Here is a 21,922-nt window from a genome sequence, read left to right as displayed (position 1 = left end):
GTTACTTACGGGAGAAGCGCCCCGGACCGGCCTGATCGCGTGGCTTGATGATGATCTGGTCGAGATTGACGTGCGACGGGCGGGAGGCGACGAAGCCAATCACCTCGGCGATGTCGCTTGCGACCAACGGCGTGATGCCCTGGTAGACCGCGTCGGCCTTGGCCGCGTCACCGTCGAAGCGGACGAGTGAGAATTCGGTTTCCACGGCACCCGGTGCAACCTCGGTCAACCGCACCGGTTTGCCGAGCAGCTCGCCGCGCAGCGTCCGATGCAGTACGGCCTGAGCATGTTTGGCGGAGGTGTAACCCGAGCCGTTGTCGTACGCCTCGAATGCCGCGACGGAGGTGATGGTGACGATCAGGCCGTCGCCGGAATCGATCAGCTTGGGCAGCAACGCTTTCGTGACGCGCAGTGTGCCGAGAACGTTGGTCTCCCACATCCAGCGCCAGTCGTCGAGGTCGGCGTCGATCACCGGGGCCAATCCCTTTGCGCCACCGGCATTGTTGATCAGGACGTCGACGCGGGGGATGACGGCGGTGAAGGCGGCCACCGAATCCTCGTCCGTCACATCGAGTTCCAGGGCGGTGCCGCCGATCTCCGAGGCCAGTTCTTCGAGTCGGTCGAGCCTGCGTGCGCCGATGACGACGTGGAACCCGTCGGCGGCGAGTTGGCGCGCAGTGGCCGCGCCGATGCCGGAACTCGCTCCGGTGACGACGGCGATGCGGGTATCGGGTGCGATGTGTTCGGGCGAGGTCATGGAGAAATTCTAGTTCGGGAGAAACAGCGCATCCGGACGGGCCCGATTGGACAATCGGGCTTCGAGTGCTAATTTTGGTTTCATGTCCGCCAGCGAGACCACCGCGATGCGGGTCACCTATGTGACCGCGTCCCTCGGGTCTCGCCTCCCGCTTCCTCGGGAATTGTGTTGTCTCGGCCAAGGAACCTGTCTCTAGCCTTCTCGCGCTACGGGCAGTCGATTCGCGTGACGTGGACCTCCCCGGTCTGCCTCACCCCTTGACCTGCACCACTTCGCTCTTTCGTCGACGTTGCTTTTCACGAGACGAGAGTTTTCCACTGCTGAGGAACACGACGGATGTCCGTATCCACGCTGCACCACCACTCTCGCCCCACCGCGCTGCGCTCGCCGGCGCGGTCCACCTCCCACGCCCCGCTGCGATCGCGGGTCCAGCTCGTCGCGCCCGATCTTCGGATTGCCGACAGTCCCGCGGCGTCGGTACTGCGGGTCGCATGCGTCGAGGGCCCGATCTCGCGTGACAGTGCCGCACGCACAACGGGTTTGAGCATTGCCACGGTCAATCGTCAGGTGTCTGCTCTGCTCGGCGTCGGATTGCTGCGCGAGCGCGCAGACCTCACGGCCGCCGGTGCGATCGGACGACCCCGCGTGCCGTTCGAGGTCAATCACGAGCCGTTCTCGACCATCGGGATTCATATCGGTGCCGTCGTCACCGGAATCATCGTCAGTGACCCGCGCGGAAAGATCCTGGGGGCTGTGGAGATTCCCACGCCGAGCGGGTCCGCCGATGCGGCGCTCGCTTCGATCACCCGCAGCGCCGGGGCCTTCGCCGGCAGATGGCATCGGCGCACCCCACTGTGGGTGGGGGTTGCCCTCGGCGGCCGTGTCGACACGACGACCGGCACCGTCGATCATCCGCGTCTGGGCTGGGAGAACGCCCAGGTGGCGGGTGTCATCGGCGGTGGGCTGGGGCTACCGATCTCTGTTTCCGGCCACGTCGAAGCGATGGCGGCGTCGGAACTTCTGCTCGCGCCCCGCGTATCGGACGTCGCTGCTCCGCCGAGCAGCACCGGCACCTCGCTCTACTTCTATGCACGCGAAAGCGCGGGTATGGCGCTGACGATCGACGGCCGCGTGCACACTCCGTCCAGCGGACCCGGGTCGATCGCTCACCTGCCCACCGGCTCGTCGGTGCTGTGCAGCTGCGGCAACCGGGGCTGCCTCGAAGCGGCCGTCAGCGATCGCGCGATCGTGACCGCGGCGATCGACCGCAAAATTTTCGCGAGCGTAGCCCGCGGAGCCCGGCCGACTATCTCCGCCGTGTACCGAGCCGCGACCGACGGCTCGGAGGCGGCCAGGGACTTGCTCGTCGAACGGGCCGTCACGTTGGGCCGGACGGTCGCCCTGTTACGCGACATGTTCAATCCGGATCGAGTGGTACTCGGTGGCCAGGCGTTCACGGCGTACCCCGCCGGGATTCCGCACGTAGGGGAGGCATTCGCCGCCAATTCGACGTTGCCGCGCAGGGACATTCGGGTCACCGGATTCGGCGACCGGGTGCAGGAATTCGCCGCAACGGTGGTTTCGCTCAGTTCCCTGTACTCGGATCCACTGGCCTCGATGCGCCGAGCAGCCGCGTAAGTTGACCCCACATGAGCACCCCTGCAGCAGGACCGGTTCGGCAGGCCACCGGCATCGACGGAACGAACATCGTCTACCGCGTCACCGGTGACCCGGCGGCGAGACCGCTGGTTCTGCTGCACGGGTGGGCGCAGAGTTCGGCGTGTTGGGGCGACGGGCTGCTGGCCGATCTGTCCTCGCGCTACCGCGTCGTTGCCGTCGACCTGCGTGGCCATGGTTACTCCGATGCCCCCGAGGCCGGATACGACGACTCGAAGATCTGGGCCGGGGACGTGGCCGCGGTACTGGACGCCGAGAACATCACCGCAGGCGCAGTGCTGCTGGGGTGGTCGTACGGCGGGCTGGTGATCTGCGATTATCTCGCGACCCACGGCTCGGACGCGATCGCGGGCATCGTGCTCGTCGGCGCGATCACGAGCATCGGCCGGGGAGAAGCAGGCGGACGGGTGGGTACGGCCATGCGGGCGGCGATCCCCGGGGCGATGGCGGAAGAACCGCGTATCGCGATCAAGGCACTGGGTAGTTTCGGTAACGCGCTGACGGGCCCCGTCGAGGGAAAGGGCACCGAGGCGCAGGCCCTGTTCGGGTTGACCCTGTCCACCCGGCCGCGGGTTCGCGCCGCGTTGTTCGATCGCACCGTCGGCCACGACGAGCTGCTGCGCAACCTCGATGTCCCCGCCTTCGTGCTGCACGGAACCGACGACACCGTCGTCGATGTCTCGGCCGGTCGGCACGCCGCAGACCTCATTCCCGGAGCCGGCGCGTCGTACTGGGACGGCGTCGACCACGGCCCGTTCGTCGCCGATCCCGAGCGCTTTCTCGGCGAGGTGAGCGAATTCGTCGACGGTCTGGACGGGTGAGCAAAAGCGCAGGCCGTGCGAAGCGGAAGACGTGGCGACGTAATGTGGAGGCGTGCACGCTGAAGAAGTGACTGGACGCCGGCTGAACAGGGTCGCTGTGTTGTCCTTGCATACCTCCCCGCTGGCGCAGCCCGGAACGGGCGATGCCGGGGGAATGAACGTCTACGTACTGCAGAGCGCCAAGCAGTTGGCCGAACGCGGCGTCGAGGTCGAGATATTCACCCGCGCGACGTCGTCGAGCGATGCGCCGGTCGTCGAGGCCGCTCCCGGGGTGCTGGTACGCAACATCGTCGCGGGGCCGTTCGAGGGTCTGGACAAACACGACCTGCCCACTCAACTGTGTGCGTTCGCGGCCGGGGTGCTCCGCGAGGAAGCCCGGCACGAGCCCGGCTACTACGACCTGGTTCATTCGCACTACTGGCTGTCGGGTCAGGTGGGGTGGTTGGCACGTGACCGCTGGGGAGTGCCGTTGGTGCACACGGCGCACACCCTCGCCGCCGTCAAGAACGCGTCCCTGGCTCAGGGCGACGCACCCGAGCCCGCGGCCCGTCAGATCGGTGAGCAGCAGGTGGTCGCCGAGGCCGATCGATTGATCGCCAACACCACCGAGGAAGCGAAATCGCTCGTCGAGATCTACGGGGCTCGGCAGGAGTCGATCGACGTGGTTGCCCCGGGAGCCGATCTGGCGCAATACAATCCGGGAGACAAGCGGGCTGCACGTGCCGCACTCGGACTCTCGCAGGACGAGGCCGTCGTCGCGTTCGTCGGGCGGATCCAACCGCTCAAGGCCCCCGACGTTCTGGTCGCTGCGGCTGCCGAAGTGCTGCAACGACATCCGAGCATGCCGCTGCGGATCCTGATCGTCGGCGGGCCGTCCGGCAGCGGGTTGGACCGACCCGACAGTCTGATCGATCTGGCCGATACGCTCGGGATCACCCCGCACGTGACGTTCATGCCGCCGCAGCCGTCCGCGCGCCTGGCGCAGGTGTACCGAGCCGCCGATCTCGTGGCGGTGCCGAGCTACAACGAATCGTTCGGTCTGGTGGCGATCGAAGCCCAGGCCTGTGGAACACCGGTTCTCGCAGCAGATGTCGGCGGGCTCGGTGTCGCGGTGCGATCCGGTGAAACCGGGCGACTGGTGCAGGGACACCGCATCACGGACTGGGCCGACGCCTTGGCGTCGATGCTCGTCGATCGAGCGGCGTTGTCCGAGATGGCAATTGCCGCACCACTCCATGCGCAAAACTTCTCGTGGGAACACACCGCGGACGGCCTGATCGAGAGCTACCGGCAGGCCCGATTCCACTTCGATCGAGGCGAGGCACCGAGTGAATTCTCGCCGCGACGTGTCCGAGGATTGTCGAAATTGCGCAGATCGGGAGCAGTGACTGCATGAGCGAAACCGCCGAACTGATCGACCGGGTCCTGAAGGATCGCGAACTGGACTACACGCGGCGCGGCGAGGTGTTCACCGTCGAACTGCCCGGGGAACGCAAACTGAAGACGACGACGATGTTGACCGTCGGACACCACGGGGTGCGCATCGAGGCGTTCGTCTGCCGCAAGCCCGACGAGAACTTCGAGGGCGTCTACAAATACCTGCTGCGTCGCAACCGTCGGCTGTACGGAGTGCATTACACGATCGACAAGGTCGGTGACATCTACCTGGTGGGCCGAATGTCGTTGCGCGCCGTCGACGGTGACGAACTCGATCGCATCTTCGGTCAGACCCTCGAGGCCGCCGACGGCGACTTCAACGTGTTGCTCGAGCTGGGTTTCGCGGAGTCGATCAAGCGCGAATGGGCCTGGCGTGTGTCACGCGGTGAATCGCTCGCGAATCTGAAGGCGTTCGAGCACCTGGTGGCCAGTGGCAGCAGCGACGAGCCGGAACATCCGTAACTCGCCGGAAACGGCTGGGTATTGCCCTCGGTAACGTCCGGTTCCTAGCCTGAGGTCATGACCAGGCCCGAGGACACTCGCCCGCCGCTGCTGCAGATGTTCGGCTACGGCATGCAGCACATTCTGTCCATGTTCGGCGGTGTCATCGCCGTCCCGATCATCGTGGGCGGAGCAGCGGGCTTGTCCGCGGCCGATCAAGCGCTGCTCATCTCGTGCGCGCTGTTCGTCAGTGGCGTCGCGACCGTGCTTCAGACCGTCGGAGTGCCCTTCTTCGGCTCGCAACTGCCGCTGGTGCAAGGCATCTCGTTCGCATCGGTGTCGACGGTGCTGACCATCATCGGCAGCGCCGAGGACGGTAGGACCGGGCTCCGTACGGTCCTTGGGGCCGTCCTGGTGGCCGCGCTGATCGGTTTGGCCATCGCCCCGTTCTTCTCGAAGATCGTCCGCTTCTTCCCACCCCTGGTGACCGGAAGCATCATCACCGTCATCGGGCTGTCGCTGATGCCGGTGGCCGCACGCTGGATCACCGGCCAGGAGATGGTGGGCGGTGCGCCGAACCCCGAGTACCTGGACCCCGGCAACATCGGACTGGCGATGTTCACCCTGCTCGCGGTGCTGGTGATGACCAAGATCAAGGTGCTCTCGCGCCTGTCCATCCTGCTCGGGCTCGTCGTCGGGACGATCGCAGCACTGATCGTGGGCAAGACGGACTTCGGCGGCGTCGGGGACGCCGCGGTGGTCGCGGTGCCCACCCCGTTCGCCTTCGGCTCACCGATCTTCGCCGTCGGCGCGATCGTGTCGATGACGATCGTGATCCTGGTGGTGATGGTCGAGACCACGGCCGACATCCTGGCCGTGGGGGAGGTCGTCGGAACCGACGTCGACTCCCGACGTGTCGGCGACGGTTTGCGCGCAGACATGGTCTCCTCGGCCGTCGCCCCCATCTTCAACACGTTCCCGGCGACGGCGTTCGCACAGAACGTGGGACTGGTTGCGATGACCGGCATCAAGAGCCGTTTCGTCGTCGCCCTGGGCGGCGGCGTGCTTGCGCTGCTGGGTCTTTCGCCGGTTCTCGCGGCGGTCGTCGGCGTCGTTCCGTTGCCCGTGCTCGGCGGCGCCGGAATCGCCTTGTTCGGAACCGTCGCCGCCAGTGGAATCCGCACCCTCGGCAAGGTGAACTACGACAACAACGCCAACGTCGTCATCGTGGCGGTGACCTTGGCTTTCGGTCTCATTCCTGTTGTTGCGAGCGACTTCTGGGACGAGTTCCCGGACTGGTTCGTCACGGTGTTCCATTCCGGAATCAGTGCCGCAAGCATTGTCGCAGTGGTGCTCAACGTATTCTTCAACGTATTCAAGCCCGGTACGCCGTCGAATCCATCGGTGGTCGCCGCGGGCCCGGCAGTGATGGTGCGCGAGGACGAAGCACGGGTACTCGGCAAAGGCGGAACCTTGACCGGCAAGGTCGCGCCCGACACCGATACCTGAGTGAAATCCTGCGCACCCAGGTTCGCGCGAGTACCGTCCCGAAACAGACGAAACACACATCGATATTGGAGGACATCTTGTCATTCGTTACCCGCACGAGTACGCGGAAGGCAGCACTCGGCGGCGTCGCGTCGCTCGGTGCCATCGCCCTGATCGCAGGCTGTGGATCCGCACCCGAGAACGAAGGATCCGGCGGGGGCGGCTCGAGTGACTTCCTGCCCTGCATGGTCTCCGACAGTGGCGGATTCGACGACAAGTCGTTCAACCAGCTCGGATTCGAGGGACTCACCGAGGCTGCAGGCGAGCTCGGCGTCGAGCCGCGCACCGTTGAGTCCACGTCGCCCACCGACTACGCCCCCAACATCAACAACCTCGTCGATCAGGGCTGCAACCTGATCGTCACCGTCGGATTCGACCTGGCCGACGCCACCAAGGTCGCGGCCGAGGCCAACACCGACATCGATTTCGCGATCATCGACGACTCCTCGATCGATCTGCCGAACGTCAAGCCGCTGACCTACGACGCGTCGCAGTCGGCATTCCTGGCCGGTTACGCCGCCGCCAGCTACAGCAAGACCGGAGTCGTCGGCACCTTCGGCGGCTCGCAGCTGCCGACCGTCACCATCTTCATGGACGGTTTCGCCGACGGTGTGAACTACTTCAACGAGCAGAAGGGCAAGGCAGTCCGCGTCATCGGCTGGGACGTGCCCTCGCAGAACGGCTCGTTCACCGGTGGATTCACCGCCAACGAGGTCGCCAAGAACACCGCCCAGGGCCTGATCGACCAGAACGCCGACGTCATCTTCCCGGTCGGTGGACCCATCTATCAGAGTGCGGCGCAGGCCATTCGGGACTCCTCTCGTCCGGTCGCGCTGATCGGTGCGGACGCCGACGTCTTCGAGTCGGACCCGTCGGTCGGCGACCTGCTGCTCACCTCGGTGACCAAGGGCCTCAAGACCAGTGTCGACGAGGTAGTGGCCAACTCCGGTGCAGACAAGTTCGACAACAGCCCGTACGTGGGCACCCTCGAGAACGACGGCGTCGGCATCGCGCCGTTCCACGACTTCGAGTCCCAGGTCGACCCCGCACTGCAGGGCGAACTGGACACGATCAAGGCCGGCATCGTCGACGGGTCCATCACCGTCGAATCGCCGTCGGCACCCAAGTAGCCTCGGTCGTAAAGGGATATGAAGCTCGAACTTCGCGGTATAACCAAACGATTCGGCTCGTTGATCGCCAACGATCACATCGATCTGACGGTCGAATCCGGCGAGATCCACTGCCTCCTCGGTGAGAACGGCGCAGGCAAGTCCACGTTGATGAACGTGCTCAGCGGCCTGTACCGCGCCGAGGAAGGCCAGATCCTGCTCGACGACGTCGAGCAGAACTTCGCCGGACCGGGCGAGGCGATGACTGCAGGAATCGGCATGGTGCATCAGCACTTCATGCTGATTCCGGTGTTCACCGTGGCCGAGAACATCGTGCTCGGCAACGAAACCACCTCGCTCGGTGGACGACTCGACCTCGTGGCAGCACGAAAGCTGGTACGAGAGATATCCGCGAGGTTCGGCTTCGACCTCGACCCCGATGCTCTCGTCGACGATCTCCCCGTCGGCGTGCAGCAGCGGGTCGAGATCGTCAAGGCGCTCTCTCGAGAAGCCAAGGTGCTCGTGTTCGACGAGCCGACGGCCGTGCTGACGCCGCAGGAAACCGACGATCTGATGCGGATCATGCGGGAACTTGCGGCGTCGGGCACCACCATCGTGTTCATCACCCACAAGCTCCGTGAAGTACGCGAAGTAGCAGACAAGATCACCGTCATCCGGCTCGGCAAGGTCGTCGGCGAAGCGAAGCCGACGGCAGGCAACACCGAACTCGCCGCGTTGATGGTGGGACGTGATGTGCAGCTGACCGTTTCGAAGGAACCGGCCGAGCCGGGTGCTGCCGCACTGGTCGTCGAGAACCTGTCGGTGTTCGACGTCCAGGGCAACAAGACCGTCGACGACATCAGTCTCGAGGTCGCCGCGGGAGAAATCCTCGCCATTGCCGGCGTGCAGGGCAACGGGCAGACGGAGTTCGTCGAGGCGCTACTCGGCTTGCAGGAGAACGTGTCCGGAAAGATCGCCCTCGACGGCCGCTCGCTCGTCGGGGCGACAGTTCAGCAGGTGCTCGACGCCGGCGTCGGGTTCGTGCCCGAGGACCGGACCGTCGACGGCCTGGTGGGGGAGTTCTCGATTGCCGAGAACCTGATGCTCGACCGCTCCATCAGCGAGCCGTTCGTGCGGCGCGGAGCGGTACAGCGGGAGTATCTCGACACGTTCGCGTCGGAGAAACTGAGCGAATTCGACGTGCGGGCACCGGGAATCGGAACCGCCGTCGGACGCCTGTCCGGTGGTAACCAGCAGAAGGTGGTACTCGCACGCGAACTGAGCCGCGATCTGCGACTGTTCGTCGCCGCGCAGCCCACTCGCGGAATCGACGTGGGATCCATCGAATTCGTACACAAGCGCATCGTCGCCACCCGGGATTCGGGGATCCCGGTCATCGTGGTGTCGAGCGAACTCGACGAGGTCGCCGCACTGGCCGACCGCATAGCCGTCATGTATCGAGGAGCAATCGTGGGAATCGTCCCCGGGGATACGTCCCGCGAAACACTCGGATTGATGATGGGCGGCGAGCGCGGTGAGTGAGACCGAGCAGCCGTCGAAAGCTCATGTCATACTTCGGCAGATCTTCACCGGCAGTGCCATCATCTCGGTTCTCGCGGTCCTGCTTGCGCTGATCGTCGGTGCCGTCCTCATTGCCGCGACCAACTCCGGCGTCCAGGAATCGGCAGGCTACTTCTTCTCCCGTCCGTCGGACATGCTGACGGCGATCTGGGATTCGGTGTCCGGCGCGTATTCGTCGCTGTTCCAGGGGTCGGTGTACAACTTCCGTCGTCCGGGGTTCGAGAACGGCATCCGGCCGTTGACCGAGACGTTGACGTTCGCGACACCGCTCATCGTCGCCGGACTCGGTGTGGCCCTTGCCTTTCGAGTCGGTATGTTCAACATCGGTGGTCGTGGCCAGATGCTCATCGCCGCCGCATGTGCGGGCTGGGTCGGTTTCGGGGTGAGCCTGCCCGCCGGCATTCATCTGCTGGTGGCCGTCGTCGCAGGCGTTGTCGGCGGCGCGGTCTGGGGCGGCATCGCCGGATTTCTCAAGGCCCGCACCGGTGCTCACGAGGTGATCGTCACGATCATGCTCAATTACGTTGCGTTCTATCTCATCTCGTACCTGCTGCGTACTCCCGGTGCGCTGCAGGCTCCGGGATCGAACAATCCCAAGACGGCTCCCATCGAATCGACGGCCGTGTTCCCGAAGCTGTTCGGCGACAAGTACAACCTGCATCTCGGGTTCGTGCTGGTCATCCTCGTGACGGTCGCGGTGTGGTGGCTGCTCGAACGATCGAGCCTCGGATTCCGATTCCGTGCCGTCGGTGAGAACCCGCACGCGTCCCGCGTCGCCGGAATGAACGTCAACCGCATCTACCTCTACGCGATGATCCTTTCCGGAGCTCTCGTCGGCCTGGCCGGCGTCGCTCAGGTGCTCGGTACGGTCACCACCGGCTTCAGTGCCGACATCGACGCCGGTATCGGATTCGACGCCATCACCGTGGCCCTGCTCGGGCGATCCAAACCGTGGGGCGTCTTCTTCGCGGGAATCCTGTTCGGCGCGTTCAAGGCCGGCGGGTTCGCCATGCAGGCGGCCGAGGGCGTACCCATCGACATCGTGCTCGTCGTGCAGTCGGTGATCGTGCTGTTCATCGCCGCACCGCCGTTGGTGCGAGCGGTGTTCCGATTGCCCAAACCCGGTGAAGAGAAACTCGCCAAAGCCGAGACCGCGAAGGTGGGTGCACTGTGACCACCTCCGTCGACTCACCCGCAGAGACGGTCCTCGGTCGTAGTTGGAAGGTGCCCACGATCCTCGGGGTCGTGACACTGCTGGCGTTGGTGCTGTTCGTGGTCCGAAAAGGTTCGGGCACCAGTACATTCGCGCTGGCCTCGGAAGACGACTTCTTCGCACTGCCCGCCGTCGGCGTACCGTCGTACGGTGCCGGCCTGGTCGTGGTCGTACTACTGGCCGTCATCACCGGCTACGCGGCCCTGTTGGCGTCGCGTTACCGGTCGACGCCGTTGTGGCTGCTCGCCGTGTTCGCAGTGCTGTTCGTGTTCGGATTCCTCGCGTGGGCCGCGGACGGGGAGACGATCCCCGTGCCCGGATTGCTCATCGGCGCGGTCGCTTTGAGCACACCGCTGATTTTCGGTGCGATGGGCGGAGTGATCTCCGAGCGCGTCGGTGTCATCAACATCGCCATCGAGGGGCAGCTGCTGGCCGGTGCGTTCGTCAGCGCCGTCGTCGCGTCGATCACCGGTTCGACCTACGTGGCGCTGCTCGCAGCTCTGGTCGCCGGCGCACTGACCGCGTCGCTGCTGGCGGTGTTCTCGATTCGCTACTTCGTCAATCAGGTCATCGTCGGTGTGGTGCTCAACGTGCTTGTCGTCGGACTGACGAGCTTCCTGTACTCGGTGGTGCTCACCAAGAACGCCGAGACGCTGAATTCGCCACCGCGCTTCGCGCGCATCGACATTCCGGTGCTCTCGCAGATTCCGATCCTCGGTCCGGTGCTGTTTCGACAGACACTGATCGTCTATTTGATGTACATCGCCGTGGCCCTGGTGTTCTTCGGTCTGTTCCATACCAAGTGGGGTCTGCGACTACGTGCCGTCGGTGAGCATCCGCAAGCCGCCGACACCGTCGGAATCAACGTGGCCCGAACGCGGTTCTGGAACGTCTGCCTCGCCGGTGCCATCGCCGGGCTCGGTGGTGCGTACTTCACCCTCGGTTCCGTCGGTGCCTTCGGCAAGGAGATGACCGCAGGTGCCGGCTATATCGCACTCGCCGCGGTGATCTTCGGCCGGTGGGATCCGGTGCGTGCCACCCTGGCCGCGTTGCTGTTCGGCTTCGCGTCGAATCTGCAGAACGTGCTGGGCATCATCGGGTCCCCGGTGCCGAGCGAGTTCATGCTGATGCTGCCGTACGTGGTCACCATTTTCGCCGTCGCCGGCCTGGTGGGACACGTGCGAGGACCGGCCGCGGCGGGCAAACCGTACGCGTCCAGGAGTTGACGGTTTCGCCATCTGACTCAGCGGTAGGGTCGTAAGTCCGATGTGACCGCTTTCACTGTAAGGTTCGATCATTGTTGCCGCAGTTTTTCGAAGGAGAGCCATGAGCTTCCGCAGTCCCTTTCCCGACGTCGAGATCCCGAATCTGAGCGTCTACGACTTCCTGTTCGGGTCCATCGCCGAGTCCGATCTGGACAAGCCTGCGCTCATCGACGGCACGTCGGGTGACGTCACCACCTACAAGAGCCTGATCGGCCAGGTCGACGCGATCGCCGGGGCACTCGCTGCCCGCGGGCTTGAGGTCGGCGACGTCGTCGGACTGCATTCGCCGAACGTGCCCGCATTCGCATCGGTGCTGCACGGCATTCTGCGTGCCGGCGGAACCGCGACGACGATCAATGCGCTCTACACCGCCGAGGACATCGCCAAGCAGCTCACCGGCTCCGGCGCGAAGTTCCTGTTCACCGTCTCCCCCCTGTACCCGCAGGCCAAGGCCGCCGCGGAGAAGGTGGGTATCGACGCCGATCACGTCATCGTGCTCGACGGCGCCGAGGGCCACCCGAGTCTGCGGGATCTGCTCACCCAGGGCGCGCCTGCTCCCGAGGTCTCGTTCGATCCGGCGACGCACGTTGCCGTGCTGCCGTACTCGTCCGGCACGACGGGTGTGCCCAAGGGCGTCATCCTCACGCACCGCAACCTCGTCGCCAACGTGGCCCAGATGGAACCGCGCGTGGGCATCGACAGCAACGACGCGATCCTGGCGCTGCTGCCGTTCTTCCACATCTACGGACTGACGGTGCTGCTCAACATCGCCCTCAAGCTGCGCGCGCACTTGGTGACGATGCCGAAGTTCGACCTCGTCGAGTTCCTGCGCATCATCCAGGACCAGAAGCTGACCTACCTGTTCATCGCCCCGCCGGTGGCCGTCGCGCTCGCCAAGCACCCGATGATCGATCAGTACGACCTCTCGAGCGTGCACACCATCTTCTCCGGCGCGGCCCCGTTGGACGAGGAGCTCGGCAAGGCTGTCGCCAAGCGCTTGAACACGCGGGTGCGTCAGGGCTACGGCATGAGCGAGCTCAGCCCGGTCAGCCACGCGATCCCGTTCGATCGCGACGACATGCCGCTCAGCTCGGTGGGCCAGCCGTTGGCCAACACCGAGAACAAGCTCGTCGACCCGGGCACGCTCGAGGAAATCGAGCTGCCCACAGAGGGATTGAGCAAGCCGGGCGAGCTGTGGGTCAAGGGACCGAACGTGATGGCGGGATACCTGAACAATCCCTCCGCCACCGCGGAGACCCTCGACTCCGACGGTTACCTGCACACCGGCGACATCGCCGTCGCCGACCACGAGGGCGTCGTCTACATCGTCGACCGCCTCAAGGAACTGATCAAGTACAAGGGCTACCAGGTGCCCCCGGCGGAGCTCGAGGCGCTGCTGCTCACGCACGAGGAAATCGCCGACGCGGCCGTCATCGGTGTTCTCGACGACGAGGGCGAGGAAATCCCCAAGGCGTTCGTCGTCCGCCAGCAGGGTGCCACGATCGACGAAGAGGGCATCATCGCGTTCGTCGCCGAGCGCGTCTCCCCGCACAAGAAAGTTCGACGCGTCGAGTTCATCGACATCGTGCCGAAGTCTGCGGCCGGCAAGATTCTTCGTAAGGATCTGCGGGCCGCGGAAGCCGGAAAGTAATACTCCGTTCCACGACAACACCCCGTCCCACACTCAGTGGGGCGGGGTGTTGTGTTGTGGCGCATACGTTTCGATAGTGCACACCCCTTTTCTCGACCGCGCGACTCTCCTCGGGCGCAAACATGGGCGCTCAGTCGGTAGCAGGGGTGTGAGGTTGTCGTGGAACCGCGCTCGAATCAGCCGGGTGCACTCATCGCCGGGCATCGGGTGAGGCGGTTGTATTCGTCCAGGGTGGTCAGTGGGGGACGGTCGACGAGAGACAACGGTGCCACGCTCATCGAGAGCTGAGTTCCGGTGGTGGAGAACGTGGTGAACCCGGCTCCGGAATCGCTCAGACCCAGGCGCGAGAACATCGTGGCGATGATCTGCCGACTCATGACAGCCAACTCCGACGTCGGCCGATTTCGATGCCGTCGGGTTCCCAGTCCGACCTGGCCGATCGCGCCGATACCCAACCGGTCGCACGTATCGAGCAGAACACCGATCTCGACTCCGTAGCCGGGGGCGAACGGAAGTGCTTCCAGGAGGCGACGAGTCGCGGCGTATTCCCCGCCCAACGGTTGGAAGACGCCGGCGAGTTCGGGCCGAAGCGCCGTCAGCAGAGGACGTACCGTCAGCTGCGTGACGCGGCCGCCGCCGTCCTCGTCGGTGGTGTCACCGATCGTCAGCGGTCGGCGGTAGAAGCCTTTGACCAACTCGACGTCGTCGGACATGACCAGCGGCCCGACGAGGGAGGGAACGAAGTGCGAACCGGGATCGACCAGATCGGAGTCGACGAACACCACGAGGTCGCCCGAGGTGGCGGCCACGCCGCGCCACAGCGCTTCACCCTTGCCGCGAACCACGGGTGTGCCGGGTAGGGCGTCCTCCCTGGAGACGACGGTGGCACCGGCGCAGCGGGCCCGCGCCGCGGTGCGGTCGGTCGATCCCGAATCCAGCACCACCAGCTCGTCGATCAGGCTGCCCAGATGGGGAGTCATCGAGGCGATGACGCCGGCGACGGTGTCTTCCTCGTCGAGAGCGGGCAGCACGACCGAGACGGTCCGGCCACGTTTGGCCCGGATGATGTCTGCCAGTGGCCACGGAGAGCGGGCCCAGGTGGCAGCCAGAGCCGGAGTGCCCGCAACGTCGGTTCGGTTCATCGCTTTTCCTTCGTCATCGCTCGAGGAGTGCACGGCTCAGGACGGGCCGGTCGGCAGCCCCAACGACGGTGCGATCACCGACCACGAATCGTGCAGATCCTGTTGCCAGTAGGCCCAGGAATGGGTCCCGTTGGGTCGGAAGTTGTAGGTGGCCTCGATGTTCAACTCCTGCAACCGTTTCCGCATCTGTTGCGAGCACACATCGGTCGTCGCCTCGATCACTGCGCCGACGGCGAGTTGCTGGGCTAGCTTGCCGTAATCGCTGCCGATACCGGGGCCGCCCGGCACGTCGAACGCACCGGGCGCTCCCGTTCCGGACGAGATGTAGACGGCCATGCCGCGCAGCCCCTCGGCATTGACGTAGGGGTCGTTGGCAATCCAGTCGGCGCTGCCCTGTGGTCCCCACATGTTGGCGGTCGACCCACCGCCGCGGGCCTCGACGACGGACCTGACGTACATGGCACCCACCGGGTCGCTGGTGCGTGCGCATCCACTGAACGCGGCGACGGATCGATACACCGAGGGATGGGCGATGGCCAACTGCAGAACGGACGTGCCTGCCATCGATATACCGGCGACCGCATTGGCCCCGTTGCCGTCGAGCAGAGCATCCATCACCGGAGGAAGTTCGCGACCGAGGAAGGTGGACCACATGTTTCGGCCCAGTACCGGATCGTCGTGCAACCAGTCGGTGTAATAGCTCGCAGCGCCGCCCCGCGGAACCACCACGTTGACGTTCTTGTCTCCGAAGAAGCCGGCGATGTCGGTCTGATCGAACCAGCTGCTTCCCCCGTCACCGCCCGCCGCTCCGTTGAGTAGATAGAGCGTGGGTGAACCGGGCTGCGCCGACCGAAATACGTCGAGCTGGATATCGCGGTCCATGGCTGCCGAATGCACCCACACGATGTCTCGTCGGTCGGCAACTCCCTCGACGCCGACCACCGACGAGACGGTGTCGGCGGAAGCCGACCCCGTCGTGATCGACAGGAGAACGACGACGGTAGCGAGCACACTCAGAGCCGACAAGGTCGCCTGACCGAGGCGAAATCGACTGGGCATCAACGGTTCCTGACATTGTGGGAGCCGCGCACGACAAACCTCCGGCGAGCGCGATGTGCCTTTGGACGGTAATGCGAATCACTGGTGTCGACAACAATGTTGACGATCCTTCAGTTCTGACACAGATATCCCGTGAATCGTTGTCAATTTTCCAAAATGCTCGTCGACGGGGTTTCTCGGCCTCTGCCCGGGTGATGCACTGGCCCCTCCGACGCACCTCGCCGCGTCGAATCGCTCTGTCTCCTTCGAAAGGTTGTGTCGTGGTCGCATTCGGACTCATCGACGAGTGGAAGCCCGCTCCAGGACCGCTCACCACGTGGTCACCCACCGTCGCCTCACGAGCTGCTGCCGCGGCTGCGCCCGTTCACCCGGCACCGCCCTCGCACATCCAGCAGGCGTATCTCGAAGCCGCCTACCGCAACCGGGGATCGTCGTTCCGATTCTCCCGGTTGTGCCTGGTGACGTTCAAGATCGAAGGCACACTGGACCGCACCGCGATGGGACGAGCATTCAACACGTTCGTCACCCGACACGATTCGTTCCGCAGCTGGTTCTCGACGACGGCCGAGGGTTCGACGCGCCACCTCGTCGACGTCGCCGACATCGCGCTCGAAGCGACCGATTTCGGAACGCCTGCGGACTCCGAGGCCATTCGGCGTCACGTGCAGGACAGCACGCCCGGTCCCGAGAGCTGGGACTGCTTCTCGTTCGGAACGATCGAACACGACGATCACTTCGTGGTGTACGCAGCGGTCGATCACCTCGACACCGACGGCATCTCGCAGGCCTTGACCTACTACGAACTGCGCCAGCTCTATCGCAACGCGGTGACGGGGGAGTCCGACGGCCTGTTCACCCCGGGCAGCTACCTCGAGTACTGCCAGCGCGAACGCCTCGAGAGCGATGCGACGACTCTCGAGAGCCCTGCGGTTCGGACCTGGATCGACTTGGTCACCGACAACGGGGGCGATCTGCCGACGTTCCCACTTCCGTTGGGACGCAACAGCGCCGACTACACGCGGACCTCGCACAGCTCGTTCCCGTTGTTCGACGGTGCCACCGCGCAGGCAGTCGACGAGGCGTGTGCAGCCGTGGGAGTCAAGTTCATCGGCGGAATCTTCGCCGCCGCAGCTCTGGCGGAGTACGAGCTCGCCGGCCGGGGCAGCTACCTCGGTCTGACGCCCAAGAGCACGCGGGCGACCCCGGGCGAATTCGCGTCGATCGGGTGGTATTCGAGCCTGATTCCGGTGCAATTCGACCTCGGTGAGCAGCCGACGTTCCGTACCCTCGCAGTGCTCGCACAGGCAGCATTCGATTCCGGAAAGTTGCTGGCGAACACCTCGTACCACCGGGTGCTCGAGCTGGCCTTGCCGGAACACGGAATCACGACGCAGCCGGGATGGACCGCGCCGATGATCTCGTACGTCGACGTTCGCAAGTTGCCGGGCGAAGCCGAATTGGATGCGGCGGGAGCGGGTCTGTACGGCAACCGTGGCAGTTCCGAGGAAGTCTTCATGTGGATCAACCGCTTCGAGGACCACACCGGTGTCGAGTTCCTGTACCCGGGCACCGACGAGGCCGATCGTTCGATCGACCTGTACTTCTCCAAGATCTCCGAAATCTACGCCGCCGTGGTCGACAAGGGCGACTACATCCCACAGCCACCCGAGGCTCACGTGTTGGCCCACGAGCTTCCGGACGTCAGCAGGGTATGACGCTCCCTCGCCGCGGGTCGTGGCTGACGCTGGGTGCCTGCCTGCTGGCCGTCACGATGCAGATGATCGACGTCACCGCCGTCACCGTGGCGTTGCCGACGATCGCGCGTGACCTCGACGCGTCGGGCACCCAGCAGGTCTGGATCCCGACGGCGTATCTGCTCGCCTTCGCCTGCGCGCTGCTCACGATGGCGCGCGCAGGTGAGGTGTTCGGGCGCAGAACGGTATTCGTCACCGGCACTGCACTGTTCGCAGTGACGTCGGTGCTCTGCGCCTACGCGCCCACCGTCGAACTGCTCGTCCTCGCCCGCGTGCTGCAGGGGCTCGCGGGAGCGGCGATGTCGGCGCAGACGGTGGCGATCGTGACAGCGGCCTACTCCGGCACGCGGCGCACCACCGCGTTCGCGCTGTACGGTGGCACCGCGGGGCTGGCCGGACTCGCCGGGCCGTCCATCGGCGCAGCGCTGCTGCACCTCGACATCCTCGGAACCGGTTGGCGAGCACTGTTTCTGATCAACGTTCCGATCGCGGCGGCGGCGGTCGTTCTCGGCCGCAGGTTCGTGGCATCGGGTACCGAGCAGGTCCCGGCCGGACACGGCGGGCGGTTCGACCCGGTCGGTGCCGTCCTGTGGTCGATCGGGGCCCTGCTGATCGTCTGTCCCGTCATGATCAGCTCGAGTGTCGCCGCAGCGTTGCCCGCGGCTGCGCTCGGTCTGACGACGCTGGCCGGGTTCGCGATGTGGGAGCGTCGTCGACGTGCTGCAGGAGCACACGTCATGGTGAACATCGGCGTCTTCGTTGAGCGAGGATTCTCCGTGGGATGCGCAGTATCGGCTCTCGTGTACGGGACCTTCACCGGGTTCGTTCTGACGATGTCGGTGACACTGCAATCCGGACTGGGGGAGAGCGCGTCGACGGTCGGAGCGATCACTGTTCCCTTCGCGCTCGGGGCAGTGCTCGCTTCCGTGGCCGCACCGATCTCGTTCCACCACTGGGATTCTCGCGTCGTTGCGGCGGGCGCGGCTGCCATGGGACTGGCTCTGCTCGTTCTCGGCGTCACCACCGAATATCTGGACCGTGCCGGCTTTCCCTGGTGGGCGGTCGTGCCGCTCGGGGTACTGGGAGCGGGTCTCGGGTCGGTGATCGCGCCGTTGCAAAGCACCATCGTCGCGGAGGTGGCCCCGCACGCCATCGGCTCGGCCTCGGGAATTCTGCCGACCGTCCAACAAGTGGGATCGGCTGTGGGAACCGCGGTGACCGGGGCCCTGTACTTCGGTCTGCTTCCTGCGGAGCCGGTTGCCGCGGACTATCTGGCGTCTCAGCGGACGGTGTTGTTCGGGCTGGCCGCGACCATGGTGGTGGCCACCGCAGTCGCGGCCGCGCTGCCCCGCGGCGTCGTCGAACGCAGCTCGTCGATGGTCTCCCAGGGTGTGCCGTGAATATTCGTAAGTGATTGTTCTGCAACAGTATCCGACAATATCTCACCCGGACCAGGAGTCCGGGCCGATCGAAATCGAGAAGAGTTACACCATGCTTCGCACCCTCGTGACCTCGACACTCGTCGTCGGGCTGATGTCGCTGTTGTTCGTATCTGCTCCCCATGCGTCGGCCGCGCCCGGTGATCCGGCCCCGGTACCCGGCACGTTGTATGCGGCGGCTGCGGACCTGAACGGGAAGAACAACGGCGATGTCGTTGCCAGTCGGCGGTTTTCGAGCCCCCTGTATCCCGGTGCCGACATCTGGCAGCTCCAGTACCGGTCGTCCGATTCCCGAGGCGACGCCATCGCCGCAGTGACAACCGTTCTGGCACCGACGAACCGCGCACCCGGTGGGCCTCTACTGTCGTATCAGCCGTTCGTCAACGCGCTCGGATTGCAGTGCGCACCGTCGGAGTCCCTGTTCGGTGCCGACCCGACGACCGGTGTGCAGGAACGCGAATTTCTCAACCTCGCGCTGATGCGTGGATGGACCGTGGCGGTACCGGACCACCTCGGGCCGAAAAGTGCTTACGGCGCAGCCAAGTTGGGCGGTCAGATCACGCTCGACGGCGTCCGCGCCGCACAACGCGTGAAGGAACTGGGTTTGGCAGCAAGCCCGGTAGGTATGGCCGGTTACTCCGGCGGCGGTATGGCGACGGCGTGGGCCGCGGCGCTCGCTCCCAGCTATGCACCCGAGCTGAACATCGTGGGTGCCGCAGCCGGAGGTGTGCCTGCGGATCTGGACAACATTGCTCGCGCGTTGGGTTTTCAGCCCCATCAGGCATTCGGTCTCGCGTTCGCGGCCGCCCTCGGACTCGAACGTGAATACCCGGATCGCCTGCCGATCACCGCGCAGCTCAATCCCACCGGTCTGGCGTTGAAGGATCAGGTGTCGAATGCGTGCACGCCGGTGATCCTTGCGACCGGAGCCTTCAAGAGTGCGCTGGCAGTGTCGACCACTACGTCGTTGGTGGACAGCCCCGAGGCGCAGCAGATCATCGACGAGAACAGTCTGGTCAAGTACGCCGGTGTGCCGACGGCACCCACACTTCTGTGGGGAAGCGACAACGATCCGCTCATTCCGATCGGTGCGTTGCGTGACACTGCTGCTCGGTACTGCGCGAGTGGTGCCACCTTGCAGTTCGACGTCGTCCACGCACCGCAGCACATCCAGGCGGCGTTCGAGGGTCTTCCCGCGGCACTGACATTCCTGGACAACAGGTTCCGGGGTGTCGCGCCGCCGACGAACTGCCTCCGATGAGAAGACTGGCAACCGTCGTCGCTGCTGTGACGACGGCTCTGGTCGCGGCTGCCGCGCCCGGATATGCAGCGGATCTTCCGGTCCTGGCACCGCAGACGCTCGGCGACTTCTCGGTGCAGACTCGGTACTTCGACGTCGCAGTGGGGCCCGAACACGATCAGCACTGCACCGTCGTCGGGGATGTGTACGTTCCTGTCGGGCTCGGACCGGACCATCGAGCTCCAGCCATTCTGACCAGCAACGGTTTCGGCGGATCCAAGGACGACCAGGCCGGTGCCGCTGCCAGATTCGCCACTCACGGCTACGTGGTACTGACGTACTCGGCCCTGGGTTTCGGCGGCTCGACGTGCAAGATCTACTTCGCCGATCCCGATTACGACGGCATGGCCGCATCGGCTCTGATCGGCTATCTCGCCGGTGAGAGCGGCGGGGTGTTCACCGATCCCGCACGGACGGTGGCCGCCCCGGCACTGGATGTCGTTCGCCTCGACGCACCGGGTGACCCGCGCGTCGGCTACCTCGGCGGTTCCTACGCCGGCGCAACGGGATTGGCGACGGCGTCGGTCGATCCACGATTGGACACCGTCGCGTCGATGATCACCTGGAACGATCTGGCGCGGTCGTTGGCACCGGACGGGACCGGCCGCAGATCCGTCGGGCCGGTCAAGAGCGTGTTCGGTTCGGCCTTTCTGGCCGCCGGTGCCGTTCTGACCGGACCGGGCGGATACGCCGTCGATCCGGCACGGGCACAGGGTTGCCCGAACTACGCCCAGTGGGTGTGCGACGCCGCGTCCGCCTTCACGGCCAATCGCGAACCCGACCCGGGAACTCTGGCGGCGATGCGTCATGTCTCGCCCGTCGACTACCTCGATCGAGTCGATGTGCCGGTGTTGCTCACGCAGGGGCAGAAGGATTCGCTGTTCAGTCTCGACGAGGCCGCAGCCACATTCGAAGCCCTCCGGGCGCGGGGAGTGGAGACGTCCATGGTCTGGCACTCGTGGGGACACAACGATCGCAAGGGTTATCCGGGTGAGTTCGACATCAAGGCCCCCGACCCGTTCACTCAGCACGAAGCGGCACTGGTGGGCAATTGGCTCGACCGACACCTCAAGGATCGTGACGTCGACCCAGGACCGGCTTTCACCTACTTCCGGGACTGGGTGCCCTATACCGGTGTCGCGTCGCCGGCCTACGTCGAATCCGAGACATTTCCCGTCGGTGCTCGCCGCACGTTCCGTTTGTCGAATGGATCACTGGCGGAGGGGGATTCGTCGAACGAAGTGTGGACGCAGACGATTCGGGGTGCAGGTGCGTCGATGCCCACCACGTTCGGACTGCCGAATCTCGCGGCCGAGTTGCCCGTGCCGCGGGTCTCGCTACCCGGCTCTGCCGCGAACTGGACGACGCCGCCACTGACCGAACCCATCGACGTCGTCGGCGCACCGGAACTGTCGATCGGTCCCACGGTGTCCGGTCCCGCGACCGTCTTCGTCACCGTGCTCGACGTAGCACCCGACGGTGCGCGGAGCCCGATTCACGGACTCCTTGCACCCGCCGTACTCACCGGATCCGGTGAACCGGTGACCATCTCGCTGCCCAGCATCGTCCATCGATTCGACCGCGGTCATCGCGTCGCCGTCGAGATCACCGCGTCGGATCCGTCCTTCGCAGGTGGGCCGGGCCCAGCGGACGTCACCGTGTCCTCGACGGATCCGATCAACCAGCTTTCTCTTCCCGTAGTCCCGTGATCTTCGATTTTGCTCACCC

General features: G+C 65.2%; 17 protein-coding genes. 14 read left to right on the top strand and 3 right to left on the bottom strand.

The window, feature by feature from the left end; genetic code table 11:
- Position 1: 1 nt before the first annotated feature.
- Complete coding sequence (locus CH266_RS08460; protein ID WP_027498379.1) at positions 2–757, bottom strand: SDR family NAD(P)-dependent oxidoreductase; 756 nt, start codon at positions 755–757, stop codon at positions 2–4.
- Between the two features lie 336 nt (positions 758–1,093).
- Here CH266_RS08460 and CH266_RS08455 point away from each other — a divergent pair, with 336 nt between their 5' ends.
- From CH266_RS08455 to CH266_RS08410, 10 genes are all read left to right on the top strand, one after another.
- Positions 1,094–2,395 carry an ROK family transcriptional regulator gene (locus CH266_RS08455; RefSeq protein ID WP_094715088.1) on the top strand — a complete coding sequence of 434 codons (1,302 nt, stop codon included), beginning with the start codon at positions 1,094–1,096 and terminating at the stop codon, positions 2,393–2,395.
- An 11-nt stretch (positions 2,396–2,406) separates the two neighbouring features.
- Positions 2,407–3,255, top strand: a complete 849-nt coding sequence (locus CH266_RS08450; RefSeq protein WP_032389042.1) for an alpha/beta fold hydrolase — start codon at positions 2,407–2,409, stop codon at positions 3,253–3,255.
- 67 nt (positions 3,256–3,322) lie between these two features.
- Entirely contained in the window at positions 3,323–4,651 is a 1,329-nt protein-coding gene (gene mshA, locus CH266_RS08445; protein WP_032389074.1) for a D-inositol-3-phosphate glycosyltransferase, read from the top strand.
- Positions 4,648–5,154, top strand: coding sequence for a YbjN domain-containing protein (locus CH266_RS08440; RefSeq protein ID WP_032365194.1), 507 nt, complete (start codon positions 4,648–4,650; stop codon positions 5,152–5,154). Before mshA ends, CH266_RS08440 begins: the two co-directional genes overlap by 4 nt.
- Positions 5,155–5,211: 57 nt before the next feature.
- Positions 5,212–6,642 carry a nucleobase:cation symporter-2 family protein gene (locus CH266_RS08435; protein WP_094715087.1) on the top strand — a complete coding sequence of 477 codons (1,431 nt, stop codon included), beginning with the start codon at positions 5,212–5,214 and terminating at the stop codon, positions 6,640–6,642.
- Between the two features lie 77 nt (positions 6,643–6,719).
- Entirely contained in the window at positions 6,720–7,811 is a 1,092-nt protein-coding gene (locus CH266_RS08430; protein ID WP_228139285.1) for a BMP family lipoprotein, read from the top strand.
- 18 nt (positions 7,812–7,829) lie between these two features.
- Complete coding sequence (locus tag CH266_RS08425) at positions 7,830–9,332, top strand: ABC transporter ATP-binding protein (RefSeq protein ID WP_094715086.1); 1,503 nt, start codon at positions 7,830–7,832, stop codon at positions 9,330–9,332.
- On the top strand, positions 9,325–10,545 hold the full coding sequence (locus CH266_RS08420; protein ID WP_094715085.1) for an ABC transporter permease: 1,221 nt from the start codon (positions 9,325–9,327) through the stop codon (positions 10,543–10,545). Before CH266_RS08425 ends, CH266_RS08420 begins: the two co-directional genes overlap by 8 nt.
- Positions 10,542–11,810 (top strand): ABC transporter permease, encoded by a 1,269-nt coding sequence (locus tag CH266_RS08415; protein WP_027498372.1) that lies wholly within the window; start codon positions 10,542–10,544, stop codon positions 11,808–11,810. Before CH266_RS08420 ends, CH266_RS08415 begins: the two co-directional genes overlap by 4 nt.
- 100 nt (positions 11,811–11,910) lie before the next feature.
- Positions 11,911–13,500, top strand: a complete 1,590-nt coding sequence (locus tag CH266_RS08410) for an AMP-binding protein (protein ID WP_032381245.1) — start codon at positions 11,911–11,913, stop codon at positions 13,498–13,500.
- A 176-nt stretch (positions 13,501–13,676) separates the two neighbouring features.
- On the opposite strand, the gene CH266_RS08405 is transcribed toward CH266_RS08410, so the two are convergent.
- Together CH266_RS08405 and CH266_RS08400 are read right to left on the bottom strand one after the other, a co-directional pair.
- Positions 13,677–14,642, bottom strand: a complete 966-nt coding sequence (locus tag CH266_RS08405) for a glucosyl-3-phosphoglycerate synthase (protein ID WP_094652021.1) — start codon at positions 14,640–14,642, stop codon at positions 13,677–13,679.
- Positions 14,643–14,678: 36 nt separating this feature from the next.
- Positions 14,679–15,701, bottom strand: coding sequence for an alpha/beta hydrolase (locus CH266_RS08400; protein WP_052061332.1), 1,023 nt, complete (start codon positions 15,699–15,701; stop codon positions 14,679–14,681).
- A gap of 260 nt (positions 15,702–15,961) precedes the next feature.
- Between CH266_RS08400 and CH266_RS08395 the strand changes: the two genes are divergently transcribed.
- The 4 genes from CH266_RS08395 (at position 15,962) to CH266_RS08380 (ending at position 21,903) form a co-directional block, all read left to right on the top strand.
- Positions 15,962–17,416 carry a condensation domain-containing protein gene (locus CH266_RS08395; protein WP_032365202.1) on the top strand — a complete coding sequence of 485 codons (1,455 nt, stop codon included), beginning with the start codon at positions 15,962–15,964 and terminating at the stop codon, positions 17,414–17,416.
- Complete coding sequence (locus tag CH266_RS08390) at positions 17,413–18,855, top strand: MFS transporter (protein WP_094715084.1); 1,443 nt, start codon at positions 17,413–17,415, stop codon at positions 18,853–18,855. Before CH266_RS08395 ends, CH266_RS08390 begins: the two co-directional genes overlap by 4 nt.
- A gap of 91 nt (positions 18,856–18,946) precedes the next feature.
- The gene (locus CH266_RS08385) at positions 18,947–20,155 is read left to right on the top strand and encodes a lipase family protein (protein ID WP_094715233.1); all 1,209 of its coding nucleotides are present in this window, start codon (positions 18,947–18,949) and stop codon (positions 20,153–20,155) included.
- Positions 20,152–21,903: a CocE/NonD family hydrolase gene (locus CH266_RS08380; RefSeq protein ID WP_094715083.1), complete on the top strand. Its 1,752-nt coding sequence runs from the start codon at positions 20,152–20,154 to the stop codon at positions 21,901–21,903. Before CH266_RS08385 ends, CH266_RS08380 begins: the two co-directional genes overlap by 4 nt.
- The last annotated feature ends 19 nt before the right edge of the window (positions 21,904–21,922 follow it).

The sequence above is a fragment of the Rhodococcus sp. 06-1474-1B genome (assembly GCF_002258885.1).
In the GTDB taxonomy this organism is placed as follows: domain Bacteria; phylum Actinomycetota; class Actinomycetes; order Mycobacteriales; family Mycobacteriaceae; genus Rhodococcoides; species Rhodococcoides fascians.
This window is presented reverse-complemented; position numbering and strand designations above follow the sequence as displayed.